Raw genomic sequence first — 26,591 nt, 5'->3', positions numbered from 1 at the left:
GCTGTGGGTTGGTCGCTCTCCGTCGCCTGGCTCCCCCGAAGCCAGTTGAGAACGCTCACAGCCGAGGGTCGACAGGCTCCGACTCGAGCGCGAGGACGGCGAAGACCGACTGGTGCACCCTCCAGAGCGGCTCGTGATCGACGAACGCGGTGAGCGCCTCGAGGCCGAGCCCGTGCTCGCGCTGGGCGAGCTGGCGCTTCTTGCCGAGGTGGCGCTCGCGGAGCACGTCGAGCGAGTCGGTGTAGTCGGGCCCGTAGATGATCCGCAGGTACTCGCGGCCGCGCACCTTGACGCCCGGCTGGATTCGGCCGGTGGTCAGGTGTGCGGGCTTGACGACGATGCCCTCTCCGCCGGCACCGGTCAGTTCCAGCCACCAGTCGATGGCCGCCTCCCGCTCGTCGGCCGAGGCGAGGTCGACGAATCGGTGGCGCGTGGGCGTGATCAGATCGCCTTCGAGCTTCGCGAGCTGTGCGAGGTGCCACTCGTGGGACTCGGTCAGCGCGAGCGCCCGGCCCTCCGCGGCGAGGATCTGGAACGGCGCGAGCGTGACACCGTCCAGTCCCTGGGTCGGGTGGACGTACGCGGCGTACGCGTCTCGGAATGCCTCGGCGTTGTCACGGCGACGGTCGACCTTCTCGACGAGGTCGACGACATCGAGTCCACGAGCAGCGGCCTGCTCGAGCACCGCCCGCGCCTCGGGAAGCACGCGGCGCGCAGCCGCGGCGACCGAGGCGTACTGGACCTTGATCAGATCCATGGCCTTGGCCGACCAGGGCAAGAGCTCGCAGTCAAGAGCGAGCCAGTCGGTGTCGAGGGACTCGAAAAGCGGTGCCGCGCAGTCGCGAAGGTGATCGACGAGCTCACTGGTGTCGGCGAAGAACGGGCGTCCGGTCCGGGTGTAGATCACGCCGGTGGAGCCATCACCGACGCCGAACCGCCGTTCTGCCGCGTCGGTGTCCTTGGCAATGACCGCGATGGCGCGCGAACCCATGTGCTTCTCCTCGCACACCACCCGGGTGACGCCCCAGCCGGCGTACTCGTCGAAGGCCTGCGCCGGGTGCTCCAGGTAGCCGCCGAGCTTCGACGTGGCCACCGGCGACATGGTGGGAGGCAGGTAGATCAGCCACCGCGGGTCGACGGCGAAGCGGCTCATGACCTCGAGCGCTGCGGCGGCGTTCTCTTCGGGGATCTTCACCTTGCCGGCGTGGGTGGTCTGCAGCCACCGGGTGCCGGCGACGTCATCGACCTTCAGCACTGACGGCTCGCGGTCGCCCACGGGCGGGAGAAGGGGGCGCACAGGTTCGTCCCACTCCTTCTCGGCGGGCACCGAGACGATCTGTCGCTCCGGGTAGCGCAGCGCCGTGAGCTCGCCGCCGAAGACGACCCCGGTGTCGAGGCAGATGGTGTTGTTGACCCACTCGGCCTTCGGGACCGGGGTGTGGCCGTAGACGACCATCGCCTGGCCGCGGTACTCCTGGGCCCAGGGATAGCGGACCGGGAGTCCGTACTCGTCGGTCTCGCCGGTGGTGTCGCCGTACAGGGCGAACGCACGGACGCGGCGAGACGAGCGACCGTGGTAGGCCTCCTTGAGCCCGGCGTGTGCGACGACCAGCTTGCCGTCGTCGAGGACGTAGTGGCTGATGAGTCCGTCCATGAAGTCCAGCGCCTGCTTGCGGAAGTCCTCTGGCTCGCTCTCGAGCTGGGCGAGCGACTCCGCGAGGCCGTGGGAGACAGTGACCTTGGATCCTCGCAGGGCGCGGACGAGCTTGGCCTCGTGGTTGCCCGACACGCAGAGCGCGGTGCCGGCGGCGACCATGCCCATGACGAGCCTCAGGACGCCGGGGGTGTCCGGACCCCGGTCGACGAGGTCACCGACGAAGAGCGCTTGACGACCCTCGGGGTGGGTCGCGCTGACGGCCGTGCCGTCGTCGTACGGCAGGGTCCAGCCGAGCTCCGTGAGCAGCGTGTGAAGCTCCGAGGCGCAGCCGTGGACGTCACCGATGATGTCGAACGGTCCGTGGATCTCCGTGCGGTCGTTCCACGGTCGCTCGCGCACGATCTCGGCACCCTCGACCTCGTCGATGCCGCGCAGGACGTGGACGCGACGGAACCCTTCCTTGGTGAGTCGCCGGAACGACCGTGTGAGGTCGCGGTGCTGACGCGAGACGACGTGGTCGCCGAAGTCACGGTCGGGCCGCTGCTTGTTGCGCTCGATCGCCACAGACTCAGGGACGTCGATGACGATGGCATCGACCAAGACGTCGTGGCTCTTGGCCAGCGTGACCAGCGCGGCGCGCGCAGACGGTTGGACGTTGGTGGCGTCCACGACGGTGAGCAGGCCCCGGCGCAGGCGGGCGCCGACGATGTAGTGGAGGACGTCGAAGGCGTCCGGGGTGGCCGACTGGTCGTTCTCGTCGTCGGCGACCAGGCCGCGGCAGAAGTCGCTGGAGATGACCTCGGTCGACCTGAAGTGCCTGCGGGCGAACGTGGACTTGCCGCTGCCGGAGACACCGACCAGGACGACCAGTCCCATGGCGGGAACGGTGATCTGCTGCGTGCCGGCTGCTGCGTCAGTCATTGGCCCCCTCCTTGGTGGTGAAGACGGCCATCTGGGTGGGTGCGCCGACGACGTCGTCGAGATCGCCGATGCCGCGACGCTCGACGGCATAGCCGTACGTCGCGGCGACGCGGTCGGACCACTCGGCGAACTGGTCCCGGGTCCACTCGAAGCGGTGGTCCGGATGCCGCATGCCGACGAGGCCTTCGTAGCGCATGTTGTACTCGGCGTTGGGAGTCGTCACGATGACGGCGCCGGGCTTGGCAGTCCCGAACACGACACGCTCCAGGGCTCCCAGCCGTGGCGGGTCGATGTGTTCGACGACCTCCATGAGCACGGCGGCGTCGTATCCGGAGTAGCGCTCGTCCTCATACGTCAGCGCTCCCTGGAACAGCTGGACGCGCTCGGCCTGTCGCTCACTCATCCGGTCGACGTGGAGACGGCGGGCGGCGTGCTGAAGTGAACGGGTGGACACGTCGGAGCCGGCGATGCGCGTGAAGGACGGCGTCGTGACCAGGCGATCGAGGAGCTGGCCCGCACCGCAGCCCAGGTCGATCACAGACCGCGCGCGCAGCTCGAGAAGGAGCTGCTGCACGGCCTCGTGACGCTGGGCGTTGAGCGGGACGCGTCTTTCGGCAGGCTGGAGCACGTCCTCGTCCTCGGCCGGCGCGATGGCGCCCTCCACGTCGTCGCCGAGCTCTGCCAGCCGCGCAAGGGCGACGCGGGTCAGGACGCCTTGACGGCCGAGATATCGGCGGGTGATCAGGTCGGCCTCGGGGTGGGTGGCGAGCCAACCCTCACCCGAACGCATCAGCTTGTCGATCTCGTCAGGTCCCTGCCAGTAGTGCTTGGACTCGTCGAGCACGGGGAGCAGCACGTAGAGCTGGTTGAGCGCGTCGGCGAGCCGGACGACGCCGGTGAGCCGAAGACGGACGTAGCGGGAGTCGCCCCACTCGGGGAACGCCTCGTCGAGCGGGATCGGCTCGGCCTCGACCGTCCAGCCCAGCGGTCCGAACAGCCGGTGGGCGACCTCCGCTCCACCCCGGCACGGCAGCACCGGGACGGCGATCTCGAGCGGTATCGCCGAGTCGGCAAGGTCCTGCCGGGAGCGGCAACGCCCGCTGCGGGCGGTGCTGAACACGTCGGCCATCGCCACGCCCAGAAGCGACGACGCTGCGTACGAGCGGTCGTTGACGTACTGAGCCAGGCTGAAGTCCGGCGTGTTCTTGCCGCGAGAGCGGGCCAGCCGGACCGGATCGACGTCGAGCATCAGCGCGGCCGTGCAGCGCTCGTCGGTGGATTCGGGGTAGAAGACCGTCACGGTGCCGAAGGACTGCGAGAACGACTGCACACGGTCGGGATGCTTGTGGAGCAGGTAGCCGAGGTCGGTCGCAGGCTGATGGGTGGTCGTGACGGTCAGAAGCACCCGGCAAGTCTGGCGTAGCGGTCCACCGGGGTCCGACGAACGGACGGATTCGAAGGCAGCCGCTTGCAGAATGCATTCAGGCCCGGGATTCGCACTGAATCCCGGGCCTGATCTGGTAGCGGGGACAGGATTTGAACCTGTGACCTCTGGGTTATGAGCCCAGCGAGCTACCGAGCTGCTCCACCCCGCGTCGGTGACACGATCCTATCGGACACCCCACCCGACCTCGCATCCGCCCCCGTCAGTCAGGTGCTGCGACTGCTTTGAGCCGGGCGACGTGAGCCCGCTGAAGCTCGGTGGTCTCAGTGAGGAAGCGGGTCACCACGGCAAGTTCGTCGCTCGTGAACCGGCGCCGGAGCAGCTCGTCGCCCTCGCGGACCAAGGGCTCCATGAGCTCATGACAGCGCGCCAATCCTCCCGGCGTGATCGAGATGACGCTTCTCCTGCGGTCGGTGGGATCGGCGGACCTGTCCAGGAACCCGCGTTGGTCGAGGCGATCAAGCATGGGTCCCGAAGCGATCGCTTCCGAACGGTCCGTCTCGAGGGCCACCCTGCGACAGGTGCTCTTCAGCGGCATCGATGCGGTGGAGTTCGGCAAAGTGTTCACGCACTACGAGTCACGCTCCGACGGGACAGTGACGGCCTTCTTCCGCGACGGAACCTCGGCAATGGCCGACCTGTTGGTGGGCGCCGACGGCACCCGCTCGGCCGTCCGGGCGCAGTTCCTGCCTGAAGCAACGATCCGCGACACCGGCATCACCGCGATCGCGACCAAGACTCCGTTGACCGACGAGACCCGAGCACTGCTCCCCCCAGAGGTCGCGAAGGGCCTCTCTCTCATCTTCGCAAACACGGGGATGCTCGGGATCCTGCACGTGATGGCATTTCCCTGGGACGCCGACGGCAACCCCAAGGACGCCAGGTTCGCCGACGTGATCGGGGCGTGGCCGGATCTCGCGTTCGACAACACCCGCGACTACATCAACCTGGCGATCTGGAGCCCACATGAGCACTTCCGGCAGACACGGCTGACCTTCGTGGCGGCGAGCTCATCACGATCGCTCTCGATTCGACGGTGACCTGGGACGAGAGCTAGAGCCGAGCCGCGAGGAGCGCTTCACATCCACCACGCCGGTGTGGCATACATCAGAGGCGGTCCCAGATCTGTCTGGAACCGCCTCTGACCTGCTCAATCTCTTGTAGCGGGGGCAGGATTTGAACCTGCGACCTCTGGGTTATGAGCCCAGCGAGCTACCGAGCTGCTCCACCCCGCGTCGGCACACAGAACATTACCGGACCTATCCCCCAGACCCAAACCCAGGCTGCCTCGCGGCTGCGTGCCGGGATGCCCGGGCCTGCACCATCGCGGCGAGCACGCCGGAGCCCGTGACCGCGATGTACGAGGTGAGCACCGCGACCGCGACCGGCACCGTCTGCAGCGCTCCCAGGTCCATCATGAGCGCCGCCAGTAACACCAGAGTGAACGGCGCGGCGACGATGGCACCGGGCAGCGCGGCGAAGACGCAGCTGAACGTGAGGGCGAGCGGGACGTCCGGCACGATCAGGTGGATCGCGTACCCGTACGTCCCTCCGAGGAACAGCATCGGGAAGAACGGGCCCCCGATGAATCCCGTCTCCATACAGACGGAGAAGGCCACCATCTTGGCCAGCACGATGACGAGGAGGAAGCCGGCTCCGAGCGCCGACCCGGACTCGGCCACCGTGTGGAGCTGGTGGCTCCCGGTGAACAGCGTCAGCGGAAGCGCGACGGCGATGAGGCCGAACGCCAGCCCGCCCGCCACCGGGCGCAGGACGGTCTTCCCTTCCAGACGGGCGGCCAGCCGACGGACGATCCCTGTGAGGACCGCCAGCACCAGGGCGCCGAGCGCAGCGGCCAGGCCGAGACCCACGGCCGCCAGGAGGTGCCAGTCCTTGTAGGCGTAGGACGGGACGTCGTAGAGGCCGAGGAACGTCGTCCCCGCGATCGGGTAGAACACCGCGAAGCACACCGTCGCCGACGCCAGCGACCCGAACACAGCATGGGTGAAGCGGCGACGGTGCGGCTTGGCGAGCTCCAGGACGAGCAGCGTCGCCACCATCGGCACCGCGAGCAGCCCGCCGTACGCGGCCGAGATGCCGGTGAGCGTCGTCGCCTTCTGCATGTCCTCGTCGGTACGCCGTCGGCCGACCCAGGTGCCCAGTCCTCCGCCCATCGACCCGAGCGCCGCCTCCGGGCCCAGGCTCGCACCGCCGACGAGGGACACCGACGACACGGCGACCGTCCCGAGAACGCCGGCAGGCTCGACGTGCTCCTTCTCCAGCTCGTCGGTCAGACCGGGCTGGTGTTCGGGCATCCGCAGGACGTGACGGAGCAGACCGACGACGAGACCGGTCCCGACGGTGACCGCGATCCACCACCAGTGACCACCCCACCAGCCCTGCGACGTCGGATCGCCCCAGAAGTCTCCAGTCTCGACCACGAAGAGGAAGGCGAGGCCGGCGAAGGCCATCACCACTCCGAACACGACCGCGTCCCGGATCAGCACCCAGAACTCCCGCGACCGCGCGAGCGGGGCGAGGTGCAGCTCACCGCTCGTGTCGGCCATCGCCCCGCCTCTCGTGCGTCGGCCGCAACGTATCGCCCGAAGGAGCGAGCGGCGACCGGAATGCGGCGACGGCGACCGGCACCAGCGGGTGGCGCACCGTCGAATCCAACTTGGTCACTACACTTACCCGAGTCAGCGCCGCACTCGACGAGGAGACACCGTGACGACCGCGCCCCGCACCCGCCCGACCGTCGCGATCATCGGTGCCGGTGCCGCCGGCACGCTCGTCGCGCTGCACCTCGTCCGTACAGCGGGACGCCGCTCGACCGGCGTGGACGTGATCCTCCTCGACCCCGCCGACCGGTGGGGTCGAGGCCCTTCCTTCGGCACGCTCGACGACCAGCACCTCCTCAACGTCCCCGCCGCCGGCATGAGCGCGCTCCCCGAGGACCCCGCGCACTTCGTCGCGTGGCGCACCCACGAGGACCCCGAGAACGGCAGCGACCCGGCGACCTTCGCACGCCGTCGCGAATACGCCCGCTATCTCGACGAGACCTTGACGGAGACCCTTCAGGGCCCGCCCGGGGAGTTCGCCGCGGTGCGGCACGTCCGCTCGCGCGCCGTCGGCCTGCGCCGTACCGGGTCCGGGGTCGTCGTCGCCACGAGCGACGGCCGAGACGTGGCTGCGGACGCCGCCGTGGTGGCGACGGGACTCCCCGCCGCTGGGCACGCGTGGGCGCCGGAGGCCCTGCGCGGCTCGGCCTTCTTCGTCCCCGACCCGTGGGCCCCCGGCGCGCTCGACCCCGTACGCCGCGACCGCTCGGGTCCCGGCGACGTCCTGCTGGTCGGGACCGGACTCACGATGGTCGACGTGACCCTGTCCCTCACCGACGCGAGCAACCGGCCGGACCGTGTCGTGCGCGCGATCTCACGCAACGCACGCCTTCCTCGTGCGCACGTCACCGGGCTCAAGCTCGCCGCGATCCCCGACGTCTCCGACTGGGGCAGCTCCCTCGCCGAGATCCGCGACCACGTCACCCAGCACCTTCAGGCGGTCGAGCGCGACGGAGGCGACTGGCGCCCCGGCGTCGACGGGCTCCGGTTCCGGATCTCCACGCTCTGGGGACGGCTGAACGACGAGGACCGCGCCGAGTTCCTGGCCTCGGACGCCGGTGCCTGGAATGTCCTGCGCCACCGGATGCCGCCCTCGAGTGCCACGCTCGTGGAGAGCATGCGCGAGGCGGGCCGCCTCGTTCTGTCGCCCGGGTCGGTCGTGGGCGCCGAGCCGCTCCCACGCGGCGGTCTGCGCGTGACGGTCGCGGATCGCTCCAGCGACGAGCGCGACGCCGTGGAGACGACGCACGACGTCGGCTGGGTCGTGAACTGTACGGGCCCGCAGGGCGACGTCCGGCTGCTCGGCGACCCCTTCCTCGACGACCTCCTCCGCCCTCGAGGTGGCGCATCGAGCGCGGTCGTGTCGACCGCGGGCATGGGATTCCGCACCGACGGGGGCCGCTTGATCGACTCCGAGGGTCGTGCCGACGCACCGGTGTGGACCCTCGGCGCACTGCGGCGGGGCGAGCTCTGGGAGTCGACGGCTGTGCCTGAGATCCGGAGCCAGGCCCTCGCTGTCGCCACCGGCGTCCTCGACGCGATCGCCCCGCTCCCCCGACGTCTTGCCGACGGTCGTGTCGTGAGCGGCCATCACCCCGCCGCTCGCCCGCGCGACCCGCTCGGACTGCCGATCTCGACGACGGCCGAGGCCGCGACGGCGTACAACGCGGGCCTCGAGCGCCTCATGCGCCTCCAGGACGACGCGGACGCCCCGCTCCGCGAAGCGGTCGCGCTCGACCCCGGCTTCGCGCTGGGGCACGCGACCCTTGCCCTGCTGGGCCATGAGGCGGGAGCCGACGCGGACGTGCAGGCGTCGCTGGACGCAGCGCGCGAGGCCGTGCGCCAGCGGGGCGACGAGCGCGAGCGCAGCCTCGTCGACGTCGTCGGACAGCGGGTCAAGGACGTCCGCAACAAGGGCGCCCGGGCGCTGATGAACCACATCGCGGCGCACCCGCGAGACATCCTCGCCGTCTCCGCCGCGGTGCCGACGATCGCGTTCTCCGGCGTCACCGACGTGCAGCAGGAAGCGTGGGACCTGGTCGAGGGACTGGCCCCTGCCTACGGCGACCACTGGTGGTACATCTCGTTGCTCGCCTTCACCCGTCAGGACCAGAGCCGGTTCGAGGAGGCGGGGCTGCTGGCCGAGAGCGCGCTCTCGTGCGAGCCTTCCTCGGGCCACGCCGTGCACGCCCAGACCCACGTCATGTACGAGACCGGGCAGCACGAGGCCGGTCGGGTCTGGCTCGACCACTGGGTCAACGAGAGCGGTCGGTCCGCCAGCCACCGTGCGCACTTCTCCTGGCACGCGGCCCTGCACGAGCTCGCGATCGGCGACACCGAGGCCGTACGCCGCCGCTACTACTCGCAGCTCGCACCACCGACCGTCAGCGGAGTTCGTGCTCTCGTGGACTCCGCGTCACTCCTGTGGCGCTGGCAGCTGACCACGTCCGGCTGGGACGCTGCGGTCGCCGACGGCGTCCCGGGGGCAACGGGGACTGCCTTCGTCGGCGAGACCGCTCCGCCGCCGGTCGCGCCGGTGCTCGACGCCGCCGGGTCGGTGCTGGTCGACGCTCCGGAGACACCGTTCGTGGCCCTCCACTCCGCCATCGCGCTCGCCACCTCCGGTGACGCCGCCCGGCTCGCGGCGCTCGCCCGGCACTGCCGCGGCTCGCGCGACGTGACCATCAGGACCGTCGTGGCGACGGTGTGCGACGCGCTCCTCCGCGCGGGCGAGGAGCGCTGGGACGATGCCGTGACACTGCTGGAGGACACGCTGCCGGTGCTCGCGCAGGTCGGCGGATCGGCGGCGCAGCGCGAGGTCGTCGAGGAGACGCTGCTGTTCTGCCTCGTCAACGCGGGTCATGCCGAGCGAGCGGGTGCCGTGCTCGACGCCCGGCTCGACCGCCGCGAGTCCCCTCTCGACGCCCGGCGTCGCGACTCGCTGGTCCTCCGCACGACCGTCGCCGGCTGACACGAAGAAGCGAGCCGAGACCACCCGTCGGTGGTCTCGGCTCGCTGCCGTGTTCGATCGACGGGCGCTGACTCAGCCGCCGTCAGGGGTGGGTGTCGGAGTCGCCGGTGTGGCACCCACCTGCGCACGCACGCGGCCCAGGATCTCCGCCATCTTCTCGACCTGGGTCTGGTACTCGCCGAGGTTGCCCTTCTCGAGCGCCTGCTGTGCGGCGTCGTAGGCCGCGTCCGCCTGCTGGAGCAGCTGCTCGACACTCTGCGGTGTCGGCGCCGTTCCTCCGTCACCTCCGTCGGCCTGGTCCGTCGGCGGCGCGGCGCCCTCGATGCCGAGGGCGACGCGCAGAGCCTCGTCGAGGTTCTGGCCGAAGCCGATCCCCTCGCCGAACGACGCGATGACGAACTGCAGGACGGGATACGAGCCCTCGGTCGCGCTGCGTCGGATGTAGACCGGTTGGACGTACAGCAGTCCCTCGCCGACCGGCAGCGTCAACAGGTTGCCGAAGAGCACCTTCGTGCCGGCCGACTTGTACGGCAGCAACGCCGACGACACCCTGCTGTCGGCCTCGAACCGGTTGGCGATCTGGTTGGGGCCGTCCACCGTGGAGGCAGAACCAAGCTGCAAGATCTGGATCTTGCCGTAGTTCTCGGTGTCGCTCGCCTCGGAGTTCACCGACACGAACGAGGCGAGGTTCTGGCGGTTGTTGGGCAGGTAGACGCTGGTCAGCGAGAACCGCGAGTCCTCCTCGCCCGGGCGCTGGATCGACAGGTAGTAGGGCGGCTGGAGCGACCCCTTGGCGGTCGGGTCCTCCGGGATCTTCCAGCGCTCGCCACCCTCGTAGAAGGTCTGCGGGTCGGTCACGTGGTACGCGCCGAGGATGTTGCGCTGCACCTTGAACATGTCGACCGGGTAGCGGACGTGCGCGAGCAGGTCGGGCGAGATCTCCGACTTCGGCTTGACCGTGTCGGGGAAGACCTTCATCCAGGTCTTGAGCACCGGGTCCTCGGTGTCCCACTGGTAGAGGTCGACCGACCCGTCGTACGCGTCCACCACGCCCTTGACGGCGTTGCGCATGTAGTTGACCTGGTCCGATGGCAGAACCGCCTGCGCACCGGTGCCGGTCAGCGTGTCCGAGGTCGCCTCGTCGAGCGAGACCTTCTCGGAGTAGGGGTAGTTGTCGCTCGTGGTGTAGCCGTCGACGATCCACACGACGCGGCCGTCCACGACCGCCGGGTACGGGTCGCCGTCGATCGTGAGCCACGGCGCCACCTTGGCGACCCGGTCACGCGGGTGCCGGTCGTACAGGATCTTGGAGTTCTCGTTGACGCGGTTCGAGAGCACGATGTTGGGCTCGCTGAACTTCACCGCGTAGAGCAGCTTGTTGAACGCGCTGCCGATGTCGACGCCACCCTTGCCGTCGTACGTGTTCTGGGTGACGTTCTCGGCCGGCGACTCGCCCGCGGCCTCCTCCTCCTCGGCGGTCGTGCCGTTGCCGCGCGGGATGTCGACCTCGATCGGCTTTGCATTCTTCTTGGGGCGTCCGACGATGGAGTACGAGGGAGAGTTCTCGCCGAAGTAGATCCGCGGCTGCTTGTCGAGCTTGAGCTCGCCGACCGGGGGGATGTCGCGCTCGACCCAGACGGGCTCGCCCTGCGAGCCGCGCTGGTTGCCCTGGGCTGCGATCACGCCGTAGCCGTGGGTGTAGACGGTGTGGTCGTTGGCCCAGTTGCGCTGGTTCGCCGGCAGACCGTCGAGGTTGAGCTCGCGCGCCGCGATCACGATGTCCTGCGGGTTGTCGGTGCCCTCGAGCTGGTAGCGGTCGACGTCCAGCGTGGGCGGCACGCTGTAGTAGCCGCGGACCTGCTGGAGCTGCTCGAACGCCGGAGACACCAGCGTCGGATCGAGCAGGCGCGTGCTCACGCGCGACTCCGCCGACTCGGTCAGCTGCTGGGGCGTCAGCTCGGTCTGCGCGTTGTAGTTCTGCTTCTCGACCCCCGCGATCCCGAATGCGTCCCGCGTGGCGGTGATGTTCTTCTCGATGTAGGGGGCTTCCTTGTCAGGCTCGGACGGCTTGACCTGGAAGGACTGCATGATCGCCGGCCAGATGCCGCCGATCAGCACCGAGGTCAGCACGAGGAGCGCCAGGCTGATGCCGGGGAGGAGCCAGTTGTGCCAGATCGCGTTGGCGAAGAAGAGCAGCGCGCACAGCAGCGACACCGCCATCAAGATGTTCTTGCTGGGGATGCGCGCGTTGGCGTCGGTGTAGGTGATGCCGGTCAGCAGGTTGCCACTGTCGACCGAGAACCCGAAGCGGTCCAGCCAGTAGGCGAACGCCTTCAGCAGCATGATCAGGCCGATGAGGATCGACAGGTGGGTCTGCGTGGCCCGGGAGATCTTGCGGTTCTTGCCCGAGAACGCGATGCCGCCGTAGATGTAGTAGACGACCGCCACCGCGATCACCGAGACGATCAGCAGGGCGAATCCGAAGCCCGTGAGGAAGCGCAGCCACGGGTAGTCGAACACGAAGAACGAGATGTCGCGGCCGAAGGTCTCGTCGTTCTTGCCGAACGGCGTCGCGTTGCGCCACATCAGGAACGTCCGCCACTGCCCCGCGGCCGAGGAGCCGGCGAAGACCAGCAGGAGGATGCCCAGGCCGATCAGCGCCACCTTGCGCAGCGGGTGGATGGCCTCGCGGTAGCGGACCACCGGGTCGTTGGGGCGCACCGGACCTGGAGTCTTGGGACGCGACCGGTAGGCGAGCCAGACGTTGAGGACCACCACGCCGGCGAACAGCGCGCCGAACACGACGAACATCAGCACCCGCGTGCTCAGCATCGTCGCGAAGACCGAGCCGTAGTCGACCGACCGGAACCAGAGGCGATCGGTCCACACACCCGTGAAGATGGCACCGAGGAACAGCAGCGCCACGAGCGTGATGATGGTGGGAATCAGGACACGTCGTCCCTGTCGTCCGACCTCGGGTCGAGGTCGGGCAGCGGCGGATCCTTCGCTCACAGCTCTCCTTCAGTAGTCGTGCTCGAGGCACAACAGTCTTCGGACTGCAAGTGTGACAGGTCAGTCCAGCAGGGTCTGTCGCAGCATCGAGACCAGGCCGGGGACCAGATCGGGCCCCTCGGCGAGCTCGTCGCTGCCGCGCACGTCCACGATGCAGTGCGCCTGGCCGTCCCTCGTCACCGCGACGGTCAGACGGACCTCCTGGCGATCGGGGTGCTCGGCGACGAAGTCGGACACGGTCGACTCGTCGTCGGGCAGAGACTCCTCGGCGTCTGGAGGCAGCATGAGGCGCTCCAGCACCACGGCGGTGCCGTCGACCTGCGGCGGCCACACGATCTCGGTGACGAAGTCCTCGAACGAGCGCTCTGCGGGCAGGTCGTCCTGCTCCACCGCGGTGAACGAGTCGTCCACGTCGTCGGGCCCGATCCCGAGCTCACGGGCCAGCGCGGGCTCGTCCGCGGCCAGCGCGGCCGTGCGCACCAGGGCGTACAGGCGTGGGGGCGCGTCCCACCCGGCCGCCTGCGCCACCTCGGCGATCTCGAGGGCGGTCTCTCTCAGGGCGTTCGTGGGTGTCAGCTGCATGTGGGAACCGTGGCCTTCGGGTCGTCGGAGAGCTTGTCGAGCGCGTCGACGGCATCGGCGAGCTTCTTGACACGCACCAGGCGCATGTCGAAGTCGTCGGACGCCGCCGCTTCGGCGCAGTTGCCGTCGGGGACGAGGAACACCTTCGCCCCCGCAGACGACGCGCCGGCGAGCTTTTGCTGGATCCCGCCGATCGGGCCGACCGCGCCGGCGGCGTCGATGGTGCCCGTGCCGGCGATCGTCGTGCCGTCGGTCAGGTCACCGGGGGTGAGCATGTCGTACAGCGCGAGGGCGAAGACGAGGCCGGCGCTCGGCCCGCCGATCGACTCGCCCAGGTTGTTGGCGATGGGGAACGGCAGCTCGACATCGGTGCCGAGGCTGACCCCGATGCGCGCCTTGCTCGGGTCGTCGGGGGCTGCCTCGGACCTCACCTTGACGGTCTGGTCCGACGCGTCGCGCCGGATGCCGAGAGTGATGACGGCGCCGGGCCGCGCGGACGACACGAGCTTGACCGCCTGGTCGGTGCCGGTCACCTTCCGGCCGTCGACGCTGACCAGCACGTCGTCGACCTTGAGGACGCCGGCCGAGGGGCCGTCCTCGGAGACCGCAGCGATCTCGACGACCGACGCGACGTCGTACCCGGCCTGGGTGAGCGCCGCAGCCTCGGAGGTCAGCTTGGAGCTGGCCATCTGCGCGGCGTTCTCCTGCCGCGACTCCTCCGCGGTCTGGTCCTTCGGATAGACGAGATCGCGCGGGACCACGGCCTCCTCGGGGTTGAAGTAGGCGATGAACGCCTGCGGGAGGCTCACGCGCGAGTCGGCACGCGTCACCGACACCGTCGTCAGGCGGATCTGACCATCGGTCGGGTAGGTCTTGGCGTCCTCGATCTCCAGGACCGGTTTGCCGTCGTAGTCGCCCAGCACGTCGACGGTCGGCCCGGGGCGCATCGTCACGTACGGGACGGGGAGCAGCAGAGCGACCGCGACCAGGGTCAGCACGAGGAGCCCGGCCGAAGCCAGGGTAGAGGTCCGGCGGCTCATCGGGGCGTGCTCACCGGCCTGACTCGGGCTTGGCACGACGGACGACGACACCGCTGGGCGGCTGGGGCGACTGCCGGGCGTGGACCGCGGCCGGCAGCGGCCGCTGGACGGCGTCGCTGAACCGCGCGTACGCGGGATCACCGGGGCCCCAGGAGCGGGCCGAACGATCGACGCCGTGCGACGCGTCCGCACCCCGACGCCCGTACCACGCCGCCCACAGCATCGCGAGCGCGGTGACGGCGAGAGGCACCGCCAACCACAGCAGGATCTTCACGCCACCAGTCTAGGCGGCTCGGCCGCACCCCGGTCGAGCGAGCGCAGCGAGTCGGGACCTAGGGACTCCCCACCCACTCGTCGCTCCCGTCCTCGAAGAGCTGGTGCTTCCAGATCGGCACCTCGGCCTTCAGCCGCTCGACCAGCGCACGGCTGACCTCGTACGCCGCCGGCCGGTGAGGTGCCGCCACCGCTGTCACGACCGCGAGGTCGCCGATGTCGAGGTCGCCGACGCGGTGAACCACCGCAACTCCCCGTACGCCGGTGTCCCCCGAGACCTCCTCGGCGATCGCGCGCAGGACCGGGAGGACCCGGGAGTGCGCCGAGTACGCAAGGCCCTCGACCCCCTTGTCGCCGTCGTGGTCGCGCACCGCCCCGACGAAGAGCACGACGGCGCCGGCGCCGGCGTCGGCCACCGCCTCGTACACCTCGGAGATGTCCAGGGGCTCGTCACGCACGTCGACCAGACGGACCACATCGCTCATGGCGAACAAGACTAGGGCGGTTCGAGCCTCACGGGTACGTTGGAACCATGCCTGATGAGCCCGAGCGCACCCCTGACGACATGCCCGACGACCCGGAGGGCACCTCCAGCGGTGGCGACCAGGGGCCCGACCACGGCATCGGCTTCGGCAAGGTGCCCGGCCCGTCCCAGGGCGGCACCGGCTCACCGTCTGGCGACAACCCGTTCGCGGGCACCCCGATGGAGGGCCTCTTCGGCCCCTTCGGGCAGATGTTCGGCGGGACCGGCGGTGGGCAGATGCCCGACATGAACCTCCTGATGCAGCAGATGCAACGCATGTTCGCCCCGCACGACGGCGCGGTCAACTGGGAGCTCGCGACCGACGTCGCCCGCCGTACGGTGGCGGCCTCTCCCGACCCGTCGCCGCTGCGCACCGAGTCATCCGCTGTGGACGATGCGATGCGACTCGCGGAGGTCTGGCTGGACACCGCGACCGACATCCCCGCCGCCGCCATGCGCTCGGCTGCATGGAGTCGGTCGGAGTGGGTGGAGTCGACGATGCCCACTTGGCGGGCGATGGTGGAGCCGATCGCCGAGCATGTGGTCGCGGCGATGTCGAACGCCCTGCCCGAGGAGGCCAAGGCGATGGCCGGCCCGCTCGTGGGCATCCTCAACCAGGCCGGCGGCGCCATGTTCGGCTCGCAGGTCGGCCAGGCGATCGGGACGCTCGCGACCGAGGTCCTCGCGACCACCGATGTCGGCCTCCCCCTCGGTCCGTCGGGTGTGTCCGCCCTTCTCCCCTCCAACGTCCGCGCGTTCGGCGAGGGTCTGGACCAGACCGACACCGACGTGTTCCTCTACGTGGCCCTGCGCGAGTGCGCGCACCAGCGGCTCTTCGCCCACGCGCCGTGGCTGCGGGGGCGCCTGCTGTCGACGATCGAGGAGTACGGCCGCGGGACGAGCATCGACGTCTCCTCGATCGAGGAGAAGATGCGCGGTCTCGACCCGACCAACCTCGCGTCCGCCCAGGAGGCGCTCGAGGGTGGACTGTTCGAGCCCGAGCGCACCCCGCAGCAGCAGGCGGTGCTCGACCGGCTCGAGGCGCTGCTCGCGTTCATCGAGGGGTGGGTCGACGAGGTCGTCACCCAGGCGACCGACGGTCGGATGCCGAGCGCACCGGCACTGCGCGAGGCCATGCGGCGACGCCGTGCCGCCGGGGGCCCGGCCGAGCAGACGTTCGCCTCGTTGGTCGGTCTCGACCTCCGTCCGCGCCGGTTGCGCGACGCCGCCGCGCTCTGGGCCGCGCTGCGCGACCATCGGGGCGCCGAGGCACGCGACGCCGTGTGGTCGCACCCCGACCTGATGCCCACGGCCGCCGACCTCGACGATCCGCTCGGCTTCGCCTACGACGAGAAGGACCCGGCCCAGGGAAGCGGTGACGCCGACTTCGACGCCGCTCTCGCCGACCTGCTCGAGGGCGGCAGCGACGGCGCTACTTCGGCTCCCGGTGCCGAGGACACGAGCAAGGGCGACACGAGCGAAGGCGACACGAGCGAAGGCGACACGAGCGAGGGCGAGGGTCCGAGCTCGGGCACCGCCCGTTGAGCCTGCACGCCGACGCGTACGAGCTTCTTGCCGGCTGGGCTGCTCCCGACGACCAGCAGGCCGCGATGCGTGCGAGCTACCTGACGCACCTGCAGTCCCATCCCGACGCCATGGAGCGCAGCTGCCTCCCGCAGCACCTGACGGCGAGCGCGATCGTCATCACCGACGACGGGACGCGGGTGCTGCTGACACTGCACCGTCGTCTGCGGCGGTGGTTGCAGACCGGGGGGCACTGCGAGGACGGTGACGCGAGCGTGCGAGCTGCTGCTCTCCGCGAGGCCACCGAGGAGTCCGGCATCGCTTCGCTGCGGGTCGATCCGGTGCCGCTGCGGCTCGACCGCCACACGCTCTCGTGCGGTGGTCGCGCCGATGCCGAGCACCTCGACGTCCAGATGCTCGCCACGGCGCCCGTCGACGCCGTGCCGGCGATCAGTGCGGAGTCGCTCGATCTCGCCTGGTTCGACGTGGACGCGCTCCCTGAGACCGACGACTCCGTACGCGCGCTGGTGATCGCGGCACGCAGACGCCTGAGGGCGGCCGACCTGGGTCCCACCCCTCCTAGGGCGTGACCGTGATCGGTGTCCCCGCGTAGACCAGGCGCCAGTCGACCGACGCGAAGACCGCGGGATCGATGGAGCCGACCTCACTCACCCAGTCGATGAGCAGCTGCCGGATCTCGACCTGGGCGTTGTAGACGACCGGTGCTGTCGTGACACCCGGGAAGTTGCCGCCTCCCGACTGCCGGTAGTTGTTGATCGCGACGACGAATCGCTGGTCGTCGCTGACGGCAGCGCCGCCGTACGCGAGTCCGACGATGCGCGACCCGACGGGTCGCGAGAGGTCGACGTCGTACGTGAGCGGGGCGTCGAGGCCGCCCATGATGTCGTAGTTGTAGTCGGGCGTGCCGTTGGGTGCCGTGTCGGTGACGGCATTGGTGACCGCGCTCGACGGCACCGGGCCGGGGGCCGTCACGGGCTTGAAGTAGCGTGCCGAGAACTCGAGATAGGCATGAACCTCAGCGCCTGTCAGGACGATGCCGAGCAGCGTGTTGTCGTAGATGTAGAGGCCGGCCACGTCGCGCACCGAGACCTCCCCCGCCGGGATCGCGGCTGCACGGTTGAACGGCGCGGCGATGCTGAGCACCGGCAGAGCTGCCTCGGGCGTGCCTGCGATCGCCTTCTTGACCGCGTCCGCCTGCACGTAGTTGATGAAGTCGATCGCCGCGGTGTCCTCCCACGGCGCCGTCGCCGCCGACATCGACGTCAGCGCCGAACCGATGACGGAGTTGACGTACGTGATGACCTTGTCGTGGTCGGCCTGGAGCAGCCTCACGATCCGAGGGTCCTCGTCGACCGTGTTGGCGTTGAGGACCTGCGACGTGACGCCGACGACCTCGTAGCCGGGGCCGCGGCGCCGACGCCTCACCGTCACGTCGATCGCCGACAGACGCATCCCCCAACGCAGCGGCTCGGTGAGGACGACCTCCCTGCCGGTCTGCGTGTTCGTCACGGTTCGTTGCGCGATCTCCACGTGAGCGTGCCCGACGAGGATCGCGTCGATGCCGGGCACCTCCTGCGCGAGGAGGGTCGAGGCGTTCTCCGGCCACGGGAGCGCGTCACCGTACGAGGACGAGGTGTCGGCTCCGGAGTGCGCGGAGACGATCACCACGTCGGCACCCGCTCGGCGCATCCTGGGAACCCAGTGCTTCGCCACCTCGACCAGCCCGGGGAAGACCAACCGTCCCTCCACGTTGGCCTTGTCCCAGATCGCGATGCCGGGGTTGGTCAGACCGAGGATGCCGACCCGGACGGTGTGGCGTCCGACGCGGATCCGCTTGATGACGAACGGCGGGAAGACCGGGAGCCCGGTCGCCGCGTCCTGCGCGTTGGCACCGAGCAGAGGGAAGTCGCACTGTCGTTCGAACGTGCGCAGGAGAGGGAGACCGTAGTTGAACTCGTGGTTGCCGAGCGCGGCGGCGTCGTAGCCGATCGCATTCATCGCGCGCGCCATCGGGTGGACCACACGCCGGCCGATCGGCTCGATCCTGGCGTAGTAGTAGGCCAGGGACGTCCCCTGGATCGTGTCGCCGGCGTCGATGAGCAGCGGGCACGGTGAGCTGTGGTGCTGTCGCATCGCGTCGACCAGCGTCGAGATCTTGGCGAGGCCGATGTCGTTCTGCGCGGAGTCGGTGTATTCGGCGTTCTTGAAGTAGTCCCAGTTGAAGACGTTGCCGTGGAGGTCGGTCGTGCCGAGCACGGTGAAGGTGGCGGTGTCACGCCCGTGTCCGGGCCGGCGGCCGTGGGCGGCAGCAGGCGGCGCGGCGTACCCGGCTGCGGCCAGGGCCGCGGCCGCGGCTGACCCGCTGAGCACCGTACGGCGGCGGAGCGCGGCCGGTGTCCGCCCTCCGGTGGTCTGAGCTGGTTGCCGGGCTGGTTGCTCGGGGGACGGCGTCGGGGTCATGGACACTCCTCGGGGCGAGCGCATCGGGACCTGCTCATCGTCGCGCGACCATCCCGCGAGCGCCTCGTCAGAACGTGACGTGATCTGGTCAGATCTCGGGCACGTCCTTCCAACCAGCTCCTGCGACGACACCCTCGAGGAACCCGCGGGCACGCTCCGTGCGGGGATAGCGGTCGACGTGCTCCCAGAACTCGGGCCCGTGGTGCGGCACCAGCAGGTGGGCCAGCTCGTGGACGAGGACGTAGTCGACGACCCACTCCGGGAAGCCGTGCAGTCGGCTAGACAACCGGATGGTGCCGTCCTCCGGTGTGCAGGAGCCCCATCGCCGCCGCTGGTTGTCGACCCACCGCACGCTCGTCGGGCAGGCGGCGCCGCCCAGGTATCGGGCACTCAGCGCGTCCGCGCGCGCATGCAGCGCGGCGTCGTCGCGGTGGACGCGCCGGTCGCGTCGCTCGACCTTGGCGACCATCGTGTCGACCCACCGCTGCTCCTCGGCGTGCGAGAGGCCGGCCGGCATGAGGATCACGATGCGGGAGCCGTCGCGATAGGCCTGCACGGACTTGCGCCGACGGGCGCTGCGGCGGATCTCGACATGGGGCCGGTCGGGGGCGCCGGGAGTGGAAGCACGGTCGAGGGCGGCGGGCATGGGATCACGGTACGCGCCGCGACGGGGAGGATGAATGCTGCGTCCACAAGGCTGTGACCGGCGTCCGGGCAGGTCAGCAGGCCTCAGCCGCCTCAGAGAGGCCCCCCTGTCCCCGGCTTGTGCACCGGTTCTCCCACACTTTCCACAGCGACACCCGGCGGTTCCCACAGACTATCCCCAGGTTTTTCCACAGGGGTGGACAACGACACGCGGCATGGAGTTGCCGGGTGCGCGGGTCGCCCGTAGCGTCGATGGGTCGGTGCTGGTCAGGCCGGGCGTCGGCTAGGGGAAGGCAGGCGGACGACTGGCCGGGACCGACTCGTGCGGCGACCTGTGGACTGCCGTCCGCGTGTGGACGACGCCCTCGCTGCGCACCGTTCCTCGGGCAAGGTGGATCGACCCCCCTCTTTCCACCTGCCCGAGGAGCCCCCGATGAAGCCCCTCCTGCGACCCGGCACGAGCGTCGTGCGCCGCAGTGCCAGAGCGCTCCAGATCGGCACCGTGGCCGGCGCCGCCCTCGTCGTCGCTGATCGCCAGGGCGTCGCGGCCGTCCTCCGGGGCGCCGACGGCACGCGCGACCTCGACACGATCGCCGCGACCTCCCAGCTGCCCCGGGCCGTCGTCGCGCAAGCAGCCGCCTCGCTGCTCGAGGCCGGGGCCCTGCTCGATGCCCGCACCTGGGACGACGTCGGCGGGGCCGCCCTGATGGGTGAGGCCAGGGCTCTCGCAGCGTTCGGGGAGTCGCGCGAGCAGGTGGCCGACAGGTTGCGCGCACGCTCGGCGGCGCCCGTCGAGATCGTCGGTGACCGCCTGACCGAGGATCTCGCTCGTCGACTGGGCCAGATCCTCGGCGAGGCCGGCGCCGACCTCGTCGGCACGATCGGCGCCCAGGGTGCTCCCGCTCTCGTCGTGGTGATGTCGGCGGGACCGAGCCCGCGTGAGGCCTTCGACGTCCTCACCGGGGAGGGCGTGGCTCATCTGCCCGTGGTCTGCGAGGCCGATCGCGTGCGCGTCGGCCCGCTCGTACGCCCGGGGTTGACGCCCTGCGTCCGGTGCGACGACGTCGACCGTGCCGGCTACGAGCCGACCTGGCCGTTCGTCCTCGAGCAGCTCGCCCGACCGATCGCCCAGGCCCCGGCGACCCACCCGCACGCGCTCGACACGCTCACCGGATATGGGGTCGCCGTGCACCTGGCGGGTCTGGTCCTGGCCTTCTGCGACGGACGACCGTCGGCTGCCGAGGGCGCGGTCCAGGTCCTCGGACCGGGAGTCCAGGCCGGCGCGGTCACCGCCGTCGCGCTGCAGCCCGACTGTCCGTGCCAGATCCTCACCTCGGGCGACGGGTTCGATCCCCGCGTGCGTGTGGCGCGGGGTGTCAGAATGACAGCATGACCGACGGTCCAGACACGCCCGACGACGACGGCCGCGGCTCGGCCGTCCCCCACGGGTCGTTCTCGCGAGCGGTCAAGCTCGCCTCGCTGCCGATCGGCTTCGCCGGCCGCACCACCGTCGGCATGGGACGCCGCCTGGTCGGCGCCCCTGCCAACGCGGTTCTCACCGAGGTGCAGCTCCGCACCGCCGAGCAGATCTTCGCCGTTCTCGGTGAGCTCAAGGGCGGCGCGATGAAGTTCGGCCAGGCGATGAGCGTGTACGAGGCGGCGGTCCCGCCGGAGCTCATGGAGCCGTACCGCGAGGCGTTCGTCCGGCTCCAGGACGACGCCCCGCCGATGCCCGTCAAGACGGTGCACAGGATCTTCGCCGGCGAGCTGGGGCCGAGGTGGCGTGAGCAGCTGATCGAGCTCGACGACACACCGGCTGCCGCGGCCTCCATCGGTCAGGTCCACCGTGGCCGTTGGTTCGACGGCCGCGAGGTCGCGGTCAAGGTGCAATACCCCGGTGCCGCGGCGGCGATGCGGTCGGACCTGCGCCAGATCGGTCGGCTGAGCCGTCTCTTCGCCGTCGCGTTCCCCTCCATCGACGTCAAACCGCTCGCGGAGGAACTGGCCGAACGGGTCCGCGAAGAGCTCGACTACGGTCTCGAGGCAGAGGCGCAACGTGCGTTCGCCGCAGCCTTCGCCGACGACCCGCAGATCGTCGTCCCCGACGTCGTGGCGCACACCGAGACCATCCTCGTCACGACCTGGATGGAGTCCAAGGCGTCGCTCGCCCAGATCATCTCCGACGGCCTGCCGAGCGAGCGCGACCACTACGGCGAGCTCTTCGCACGCTTCCTCTTCGCCGGGCCGAGAAGGGTCGGCATGCTGCACGCCGACCCGCACCCCGGCAACTACCGGATCCTCGACGACGGACGACTCGGGGTCGTGGACTACGGCGCGGTCGCTCGCGTCCCCGGCGGTCTCCCGCCGGTGATCGGACGTCTGCTGCGCGCTGCGGTCGACGACGACTACGCGACCGTGGTGGACGGACTCCGTGAGGAGGGGTTCATCAAGCCCGGGGTGCGCATCGACGAGGAGATCATCCGGTCCTACCTCGAGCCGTTCGTCGAGCCTGCACGCCACGAGGTCTTCACGTTCAGCCGTGAGTGGATGCGCGAGCAGGCCCAGCGGGTGTCGCGGCCCGCGCGAGAAGGGCTCGGGACCGCGATGAAGATCAACCTGCCGCCGTCATACCTGCTGATCCACCGGGTCTGGAGCGGCGGCCTGGCCATTCTCAGCCAACTCGATGCCACGGCGCCCTTCCGCGGGATCCTCGAGGAGAGCCTCCCCGGCTTCGCCGACTGACCTCGCCCGACACGAGGGACGGGCAGCATCCGGTGGGATGCTGCCCGTCTCCGTGGTCTGGCAGCTACAGCATCCGGGCGATCCGGCTGCGCACGCCGTACGCAACGCGTACGAGGCGTTCGATCATCGGGGCTCTCCTTCGGCATGGTGACTCCGTCAGGCGACGGCGTCCTTGCGAGGGCGTCCCCGCGGCCGCTTGCGGGGGATGACGGTGCCCTTCAAGAAGAGCTCGCCACCCCACACCCCCCACGGCTCCCCGCGCTCGAGCGCCCCTGCCAGGCACTCGCGGCGGATCGGGCACTCGAGGCAGAGTGCTTTTGCGTCCTCGACACCCATCGGTGTCTCGGCGAACCAGAGCTCGGGGTCGCGGGTACGACACGGGATCGACGTGTGCTGCACCTCGTGCTCGAGCACGGCGGTCGTCATGGTTTCTCCTGAGAATGAGAGATGGTTGCTGGTGGTGGGCAACACGGTCTCTGTCGGGAACGACAGGAAGGCCGCGGATCCCTGGTGTGGGTTCCGCGGCCTGTGTGGCGTCTGATCGACGGTTAGGTCGAGTCAGGACTCCGGCGAGCAGATCCCAAGGACTGGTGGATGTCGGCATTCGGCGACGCGGCGACGAAGGACGGCATGAGCCACCCGAGGTATCGCGTGCGCGTCGCAACGGCAGCGACGTCACAGACGTCGGCGCCGCCGAGGTTCTTGATGCTGCCCATGACGATGCACGCTCCTCTCTCAGGTCGATCGGGCTGACGAAGCAAGACTCTATGGCGCCCTTGCGACAAGGCGCAAACCAATTATTGCCAAGTTTTCGATAATCTATTCCGCGGCCGTCACGCCTCGCAGAGTGCCAGGACGTCGGCGCCGTACTTCTCGAGCTTGGCGCGACCGACTCCGGGGACCTTGAGGAGATCGGTCTCCTCCCGGGGCCTCGCCTCGGCGATCGCCGTCAGCGTCGCGTCGGTGAACACCACGTAGGCGGGGACCTTCTGAGCCGACGCCTGCTCGCTGCGCCACCCGCGGAGGCGTTCGAAGAGGTCCTCGTCGTAGGAGGACGGGCAGTCGAGACAGCGCCCGAGCTTGCGCTCGGCGCCGGTGGTGAGGACCGCGTCGCAGCTGCGGCAGCGGGCGATCGAACGCTCCTTGCGTGTGCGGCGGCTTCGTCCGGCCCCCACGACCGGCTCCGCGTCGGCCGGCCGCAGGCCGTCGAGGAACCGGCTCGGGCGTCGGTTTCCGCGTCCCCCGGGGTTGCGTGCCAGAGACCAGGAGATCTCCAGCCGGTCGCGGGCACGCGTCACCCCCACGTAGAAGAGCCGTCGCTCCTCCTCCACACCGGCGTCGTCGGTGGCATAGGCGATCGGGACGGTGCCCTCCTGCATCCCGACCAGGAACACCGCGTCCCACTCGAGGCCCTTGGCCGCATGGAGCGTCGTCAGCGTGACGCCCTCGGCGATCGGGGCGTGGGCGTGCTTCGCCCGTCGATCGAGGTCGTCGACGAGAGCGGTGAGGTCGGCGTCGGGTCGCGCCGCCTGCAGGTCGGCCGCCATCGAGACCACGGCATGCAGCGACTCCCACCTGTCGCGCTGGGCGCCGGCTGTCGTCGGGGCGGACTCGGTGTAGCCCATCGTGGCGAGCACGGTGCGCACGTCGGACACGAGGCCCTCCTCCCCCGCATCGCCGCCGCGAGCCTGCCCGCGCAGCAGGGTGACCGCCTGACGCACCTCCGCACGGTCGAAGAACCTCTCGACACCACGCACGACGTAGGCAAGGTTGCGCGCGGCGAGCGCCTCTTCGTAGGCCTCGGACTGCGCGTTGGTCCGGAAGAGGATCGCCATGTCGCGCAGCGACGTGCCGCCCTCTCGGAGCTGGAGGATCTGCGCCGCGACCGACTCGGCCTCGGCGACCTCGTCGGAGTAGGACGTGTAGGTCACGGCGGGACCGGGCTCGCGCTGCGCTCTGAGTACCACGCCGTCGCGCCGTCCACGGCTGAACACGGCGTTGGCAGCCGCGACGACCTGCGGTGTCGAGCGGTAGTTGCGCACGAGCTCGATGCGCTGGGTGCCGGGATGGTGCTTCGAGAACTCGTTGAGGTGCTTCGGGGATGCACCCGCGAAGGAGTAGATCGTCTGCAGGGGGTCGCCGACGACGCAGATGTCGTGCCGCCCGCCGAGCCACTGCTCGAGGAGCGCGGCCTGCAACGGGTTGACGTCCTGGTACTCGTCGACGACCAGCCAGCGGTACTGGCGGCGGATCTCGGCGGCCACTCTCTCGTGCTCGGCCAGCATCGAGACCGTGCAGAGAAGCACGTCCTCCATGTCCATGCGGCCGCGGTCGCGCTTGACCTCCTCATAGGCCGCCATCACGTGCGCGACCGTCGCGTCGTCGACGGCGTCGAGGCCGCGGTGCGCCAGCGGGGCGAGCCGGGGGTAGTCGTCGGGGCGGACGTTGGACACCTTGGCCCACTCGATCTCCGCGGCGAGATCGCGCAGCAGCGCCGAGTCGGTCTGCACACGGCACCGTCTGGCGGCCTCGGCGACGAGCGGGATCTTGGACGCGATCAGCTGGGGAAGCCCGTTGCCGTACAGCCGGGGCCAGAAGTAGCCGATCTGGCGCAGTGCCGCCGCGTGGAACGTCCGTGCCTGGACGCCCTCCGCGCCGAGCTGTCGCAGGCGACCGCGCATCTCCCCCGCGGCACGCGCCGTGAAGGTCACCGCCAGCACCTCGGTCGTCTTGTAGACCCCTGTCGCCGCCCCGTAGGCGATGCGGTGCGTGATCGCTCGCGTCTTGCCCGTCCCAGCGCCGGCGATCACGCACACCGGTCCGCGCAGAGCGAGAGCGACCTCGCGCTGCTCGGGGTCAAGGGCGTCGAGCAGGCTGTCGGCGGACGGCACGGATCTCCTCGGGGGTGGTCGTGCGATTGGGGCGGGCGCGTAGGCGCCATAAACTTGGTGGCGAGCGCCGGTCTCAGACCCGGCGAACGCTGCCACCCCCCAGCGTAATCGGAGAGAAGGACACACATGTCGGCCACGTTCACGATGTACTCGACGCCCTGGTGCGGCTACTGCAAGCGGCTCAAGGGCCAGCTCGAGCGGGAGGGCATCGCGTTCGAGGAGGTCGACATCGAGTCGGACGAGGACGCTGCCCTGGTGGTCGCCCAGGCCAACGGCGGCAACCAGACCGTCCCGACCCTGGTCTTCGCCGACGGGAGCGCACTGACGAACCCGTCGGTGGCCCAGGTCAAGGCCCAGCTCGCGACCATCGACGCCTGACCGGCGGCGGTCAGCCCCAGGAGCCGGTCAGGGGCGCGCCGTACCAGCGCTCGATCAGCCAACGCGAGATGGAGACTCCCCCGGGCAGGACGAGCTCTCCGGAGAGTGTCAGCCGCCGGACGTCCTCGCGGCTGAACCACCGCGCGTCCGTGGTCTCCGTGCCGTCGACGGTGACCTCGGTGGTCCGGGCACGGCCGATGAACCCGAGCATCAGGCTCGACGGGAAGGGCCACGGCTGGCTCGCCGCGTACGAGACCTCTCCCACCTCGATGTCGGTCTCCTCGAGCGTCTCGCGTCGGACCGCGTCCTCGAGCGACTCGCCGGGCTCGACGAAGCCGGCGAGCGTGGAGTAGCGACCCTCTGGCCACTCGGGGCGACGGCCGAGCAGCGCGCGGTCGGCGTCGTCGGTGATGAGCATGATGACCGCGGGGTCCGTGCGCGGGAAGTGCGTTGCACCGCACTGCGGGCACCGGCGGACGTGGCCGCCCTCGCGGACGTCCGTCGCCGCGCCGCAGCGCGAGCAGCGGGGATGGGTCCGGTGCCACTGCGCGACCCCGACCGCGTGCACCGCGAGCCGTGCCTGGGCAGTGCCGAGCTCGGTGGCCAGCGACCGAAGGGCGCGGGCGGGCGGGGGGACGCGTTCGAGCATGACGGCCGCGTGCTCCGTCCCGTCGACGGTCCCCAGATAGAGACGGTCGCCCTCGGGCACCTCGGCGGCGCTGCGCCACACCAGCGTGTTGTCGTCGGCAGAGACGTGCTCACCTCCGACCAGGAGCACCTTGGTCTTGGGGTCGGACCACAGCGTGTCCATGAACCCGTCGTCGACCCGTCTCTCCGAGTGCCGGTTGTAGGCGCCGTCGGCGAACGTCAGGTGGTCGGTCACCCC

Annotated in this window: 22 protein-coding genes and 2 tRNA genes; 7 read left to right on the top strand and 17 right to left on the bottom strand. The window is 70.1% G+C overall.

Going from position 1 to position 26,591, the window contains the following annotated elements; all coding sequences use genetic code 11:
• Nucleotides 1–55: 55 nt before the first annotated feature.
• From KV102_RS12070 to KV102_RS19190, 4 genes are all read right to left on the bottom strand, one after another.
• On the bottom strand, nt 56–2,578 hold the full coding sequence (locus tag KV102_RS12070) for a polynucleotide kinase-phosphatase (protein ID WP_220346429.1): 2,523 nt from the start codon (nt 2,576–2,578) through the stop codon (nt 56–58).
• Nucleotides 2,571–3,983 carry a 3' terminal RNA ribose 2'-O-methyltransferase Hen1 gene (locus KV102_RS12065; RefSeq protein WP_220346428.1) on the bottom strand — a complete coding sequence of 471 codons (1,413 nt, stop codon included), beginning with the start codon at nt 3,981–3,983 and terminating at the stop codon, nt 2,571–2,573. Before KV102_RS12065 ends, KV102_RS12070 begins: the two co-directional genes overlap by 8 nt.
• A 113-nt stretch (nt 3,984–4,096) precedes the next feature.
• A tRNA-Met gene (locus KV102_RS12060) sits at nt 4,097–4,173 on the bottom strand.
• Between the two features lie 51 nt (nt 4,174–4,224).
• Entirely contained in the window at nt 4,225–4,374 is a 150-nt protein-coding gene (locus KV102_RS19190) for a hypothetical protein (RefSeq protein WP_255560913.1), read from the bottom strand.
• 112 nt (nt 4,375–4,486) lie between these two features.
• On the opposite strand from KV102_RS19190, the gene KV102_RS12050 reads away from it, so the two are divergent.
• The gene (locus KV102_RS12050; protein ID WP_220346628.1) at nt 4,487–5,062 is read left to right on the top strand and encodes a hypothetical protein; all 576 of its coding nucleotides are present in this window, start codon (nt 4,487–4,489) and stop codon (nt 5,060–5,062) included.
• A 121-nt stretch (nt 5,063–5,183) separates the two neighbouring features.
• Here KV102_RS12050 and KV102_RS12045 read toward each other — a convergent pair.
• Both KV102_RS12045 and KV102_RS12040 read right to left on the bottom strand, forming a co-directional pair.
• Nucleotides 5,184–5,257 (bottom strand) — tRNA-Met (locus KV102_RS12045).
• 24 nt (nt 5,258–5,281) lie between these two features.
• Complete coding sequence (locus KV102_RS12040) at nt 5,282–6,589, bottom strand: chloride channel protein (RefSeq protein WP_220346426.1); 1,308 nt, start codon at nt 6,587–6,589, stop codon at nt 5,282–5,284.
• Nucleotides 6,590–6,749: 160 nt separating this feature from the next.
• Here KV102_RS12040 and KV102_RS12035 point away from each other — a divergent pair, with 160 nt between their 5' ends.
• Complete coding sequence (locus KV102_RS12035; protein WP_220346425.1) at nt 6,750–9,614, top strand: FAD/NAD(P)-binding protein; 2,865 nt, start codon at nt 6,750–6,752, stop codon at nt 9,612–9,614.
• Between the two features lie 72 nt (nt 9,615–9,686).
• Here the strand turns inward: KV102_RS12035 and KV102_RS12030 are convergent, their stop codons facing one another.
• From KV102_RS12030 to KV102_RS12010, 5 genes are read right to left on the bottom strand one after another with little or no spacing between them, the layout of a single operon-like run.
• A complete protein-coding gene (locus tag KV102_RS12030) occupies nt 9,687–12,626 on the bottom strand; it encodes a UPF0182 family protein (protein WP_220346424.1) in 2,940 nt (979 codons plus the stop codon).
• 60 nt (nt 12,627–12,686) lie between these two features.
• Entirely contained in the window at nt 12,687–13,208 is a 522-nt protein-coding gene (locus KV102_RS12025; protein WP_220343939.1) for a PPA1309 family protein, read from the bottom strand.
• A complete protein-coding gene (locus KV102_RS12020; RefSeq protein WP_220346423.1) occupies nt 13,199–14,248 on the bottom strand; it encodes a PDZ domain-containing protein in 1,050 nt (349 codons plus the stop codon). Before KV102_RS12020 ends, KV102_RS12025 begins: the two co-directional genes overlap by 10 nt.
• Nucleotides 14,249–14,258: 10 nt before the next feature.
• A complete protein-coding gene (locus KV102_RS12015; protein ID WP_220343961.1) occupies nt 14,259–14,522 on the bottom strand; it encodes a hypothetical protein in 264 nt (87 codons plus the stop codon).
• Nucleotides 14,523–14,580: 58 nt separating this feature from the next.
• A complete protein-coding gene (locus tag KV102_RS12010) occupies nt 14,581–15,006 on the bottom strand; it encodes a molybdenum cofactor biosynthesis protein MoaE (RefSeq protein WP_220346422.1) in 426 nt (141 codons plus the stop codon).
• A gap of 47 nt (nt 15,007–15,053) precedes the next feature.
• Between KV102_RS12010 and KV102_RS12005 the strand changes: the two genes are divergently transcribed.
• Nucleotides 15,054–16,589 carry a zinc-dependent metalloprotease gene (locus tag KV102_RS12005; protein ID WP_220346421.1) on the top strand — a complete coding sequence of 512 codons (1,536 nt, stop codon included), beginning with the start codon at nt 15,054–15,056 and terminating at the stop codon, nt 16,587–16,589.
• Entirely contained in the window at nt 16,586–17,158 is a 573-nt protein-coding gene (locus KV102_RS12000) for an NUDIX domain-containing protein (RefSeq protein WP_220346420.1), read from the top strand. Before KV102_RS12005 ends, KV102_RS12000 begins: the two co-directional genes overlap by 4 nt.
• Here KV102_RS12000 and KV102_RS11995 read toward each other — a convergent pair.
• Nucleotides 17,148–19,049, bottom strand: a complete 1,902-nt coding sequence (locus KV102_RS11995) for a bifunctional UDP-sugar hydrolase/5'-nucleotidase (protein ID WP_220346419.1) — start codon at nt 19,047–19,049, stop codon at nt 17,148–17,150. The genes KV102_RS12000 and KV102_RS11995 overlap by 11 nt on opposite strands.
• 88 nt (nt 19,050–19,137) lie before the next feature.
• Entirely contained in the window at nt 19,138–19,695 is a 558-nt protein-coding gene (locus KV102_RS11990) for a M48 family metallopeptidase (protein ID WP_220346418.1), read from the bottom strand.
• Nucleotides 19,696–20,127: 432 nt separating this feature from the next.
• Here KV102_RS11990 and KV102_RS11985 point away from each other — a divergent pair, with 432 nt between their 5' ends.
• Together KV102_RS11985 and KV102_RS11980 are read left to right on the top strand one after the other, a co-directional pair.
• A complete protein-coding gene (locus tag KV102_RS11985; RefSeq protein ID WP_220346417.1) occupies nt 20,128–21,087 on the top strand; it encodes a hypothetical protein in 960 nt (319 codons plus the stop codon).
• Complete coding sequence (locus tag KV102_RS11980) at nt 21,084–22,436, top strand: AarF/ABC1/UbiB kinase family protein (RefSeq protein ID WP_220346416.1); 1,353 nt, start codon at nt 21,084–21,086, stop codon at nt 22,434–22,436. Before KV102_RS11985 ends, KV102_RS11980 begins: the two co-directional genes overlap by 4 nt.
• A 156-nt stretch (nt 22,437–22,592) precedes the next feature.
• Here the strand turns inward: KV102_RS11980 and KV102_RS11975 are convergent, their stop codons facing one another.
• From KV102_RS11975 to KV102_RS11965, 3 genes are all read right to left on the bottom strand, one after another.
• Complete coding sequence (locus KV102_RS11975) at nt 22,593–22,862, bottom strand: WhiB family transcriptional regulator (protein WP_220343930.1); 270 nt, start codon at nt 22,860–22,862, stop codon at nt 22,593–22,595.
• A gap of 122 nt (nt 22,863–22,984) precedes the next feature.
• The gene (locus tag KV102_RS11970; RefSeq protein ID WP_220343929.1) at nt 22,985–23,152 is read right to left on the bottom strand and encodes a hypothetical protein; all 168 of its coding nucleotides are present in this window, start codon (nt 23,150–23,152) and stop codon (nt 22,985–22,987) included.
• A gap of 117 nt (nt 23,153–23,269) precedes the next feature.
• Nucleotides 23,270–25,327 carry an ATP-dependent DNA helicase UvrD2 gene (locus KV102_RS11965; protein WP_220346415.1) on the bottom strand — a complete coding sequence of 686 codons (2,058 nt, stop codon included), beginning with the start codon at nt 25,325–25,327 and terminating at the stop codon, nt 23,270–23,272.
• A gap of 126 nt (nt 25,328–25,453) precedes the next feature.
• Here KV102_RS11965 and KV102_RS11960 point away from each other — a divergent pair, with 126 nt between their 5' ends.
• Nucleotides 25,454–25,705 carry a mycoredoxin gene (locus tag KV102_RS11960; RefSeq protein WP_220346414.1) on the top strand — a complete coding sequence of 84 codons (252 nt, stop codon included), beginning with the start codon at nt 25,454–25,456 and terminating at the stop codon, nt 25,703–25,705.
• Nucleotides 25,706–25,715: 10 nt separating this feature from the next.
• On the opposite strand, the gene nudC is transcribed toward KV102_RS11960, so the two are convergent.
• A complete protein-coding gene (gene nudC, locus KV102_RS11955) occupies nt 25,716–26,588 on the bottom strand; it encodes an NAD(+) diphosphatase (RefSeq protein ID WP_308290317.1) in 873 nt (290 codons plus the stop codon).
• Nucleotides 26,589–26,591 lie beyond the last annotated feature (3 nt).

It is taken from the genome of Mumia sp. zg.B53 (assembly GCF_019550935.1).
Taxonomy (GTDB): Bacteria; Actinomycetota; Actinomycetes; order Propionibacteriales; family Nocardioidaceae; genus Mumia.
Note: the sequence above shows the minus strand (reverse complement) of the source record. Positions and strands in the feature narration are given on the sequence as shown.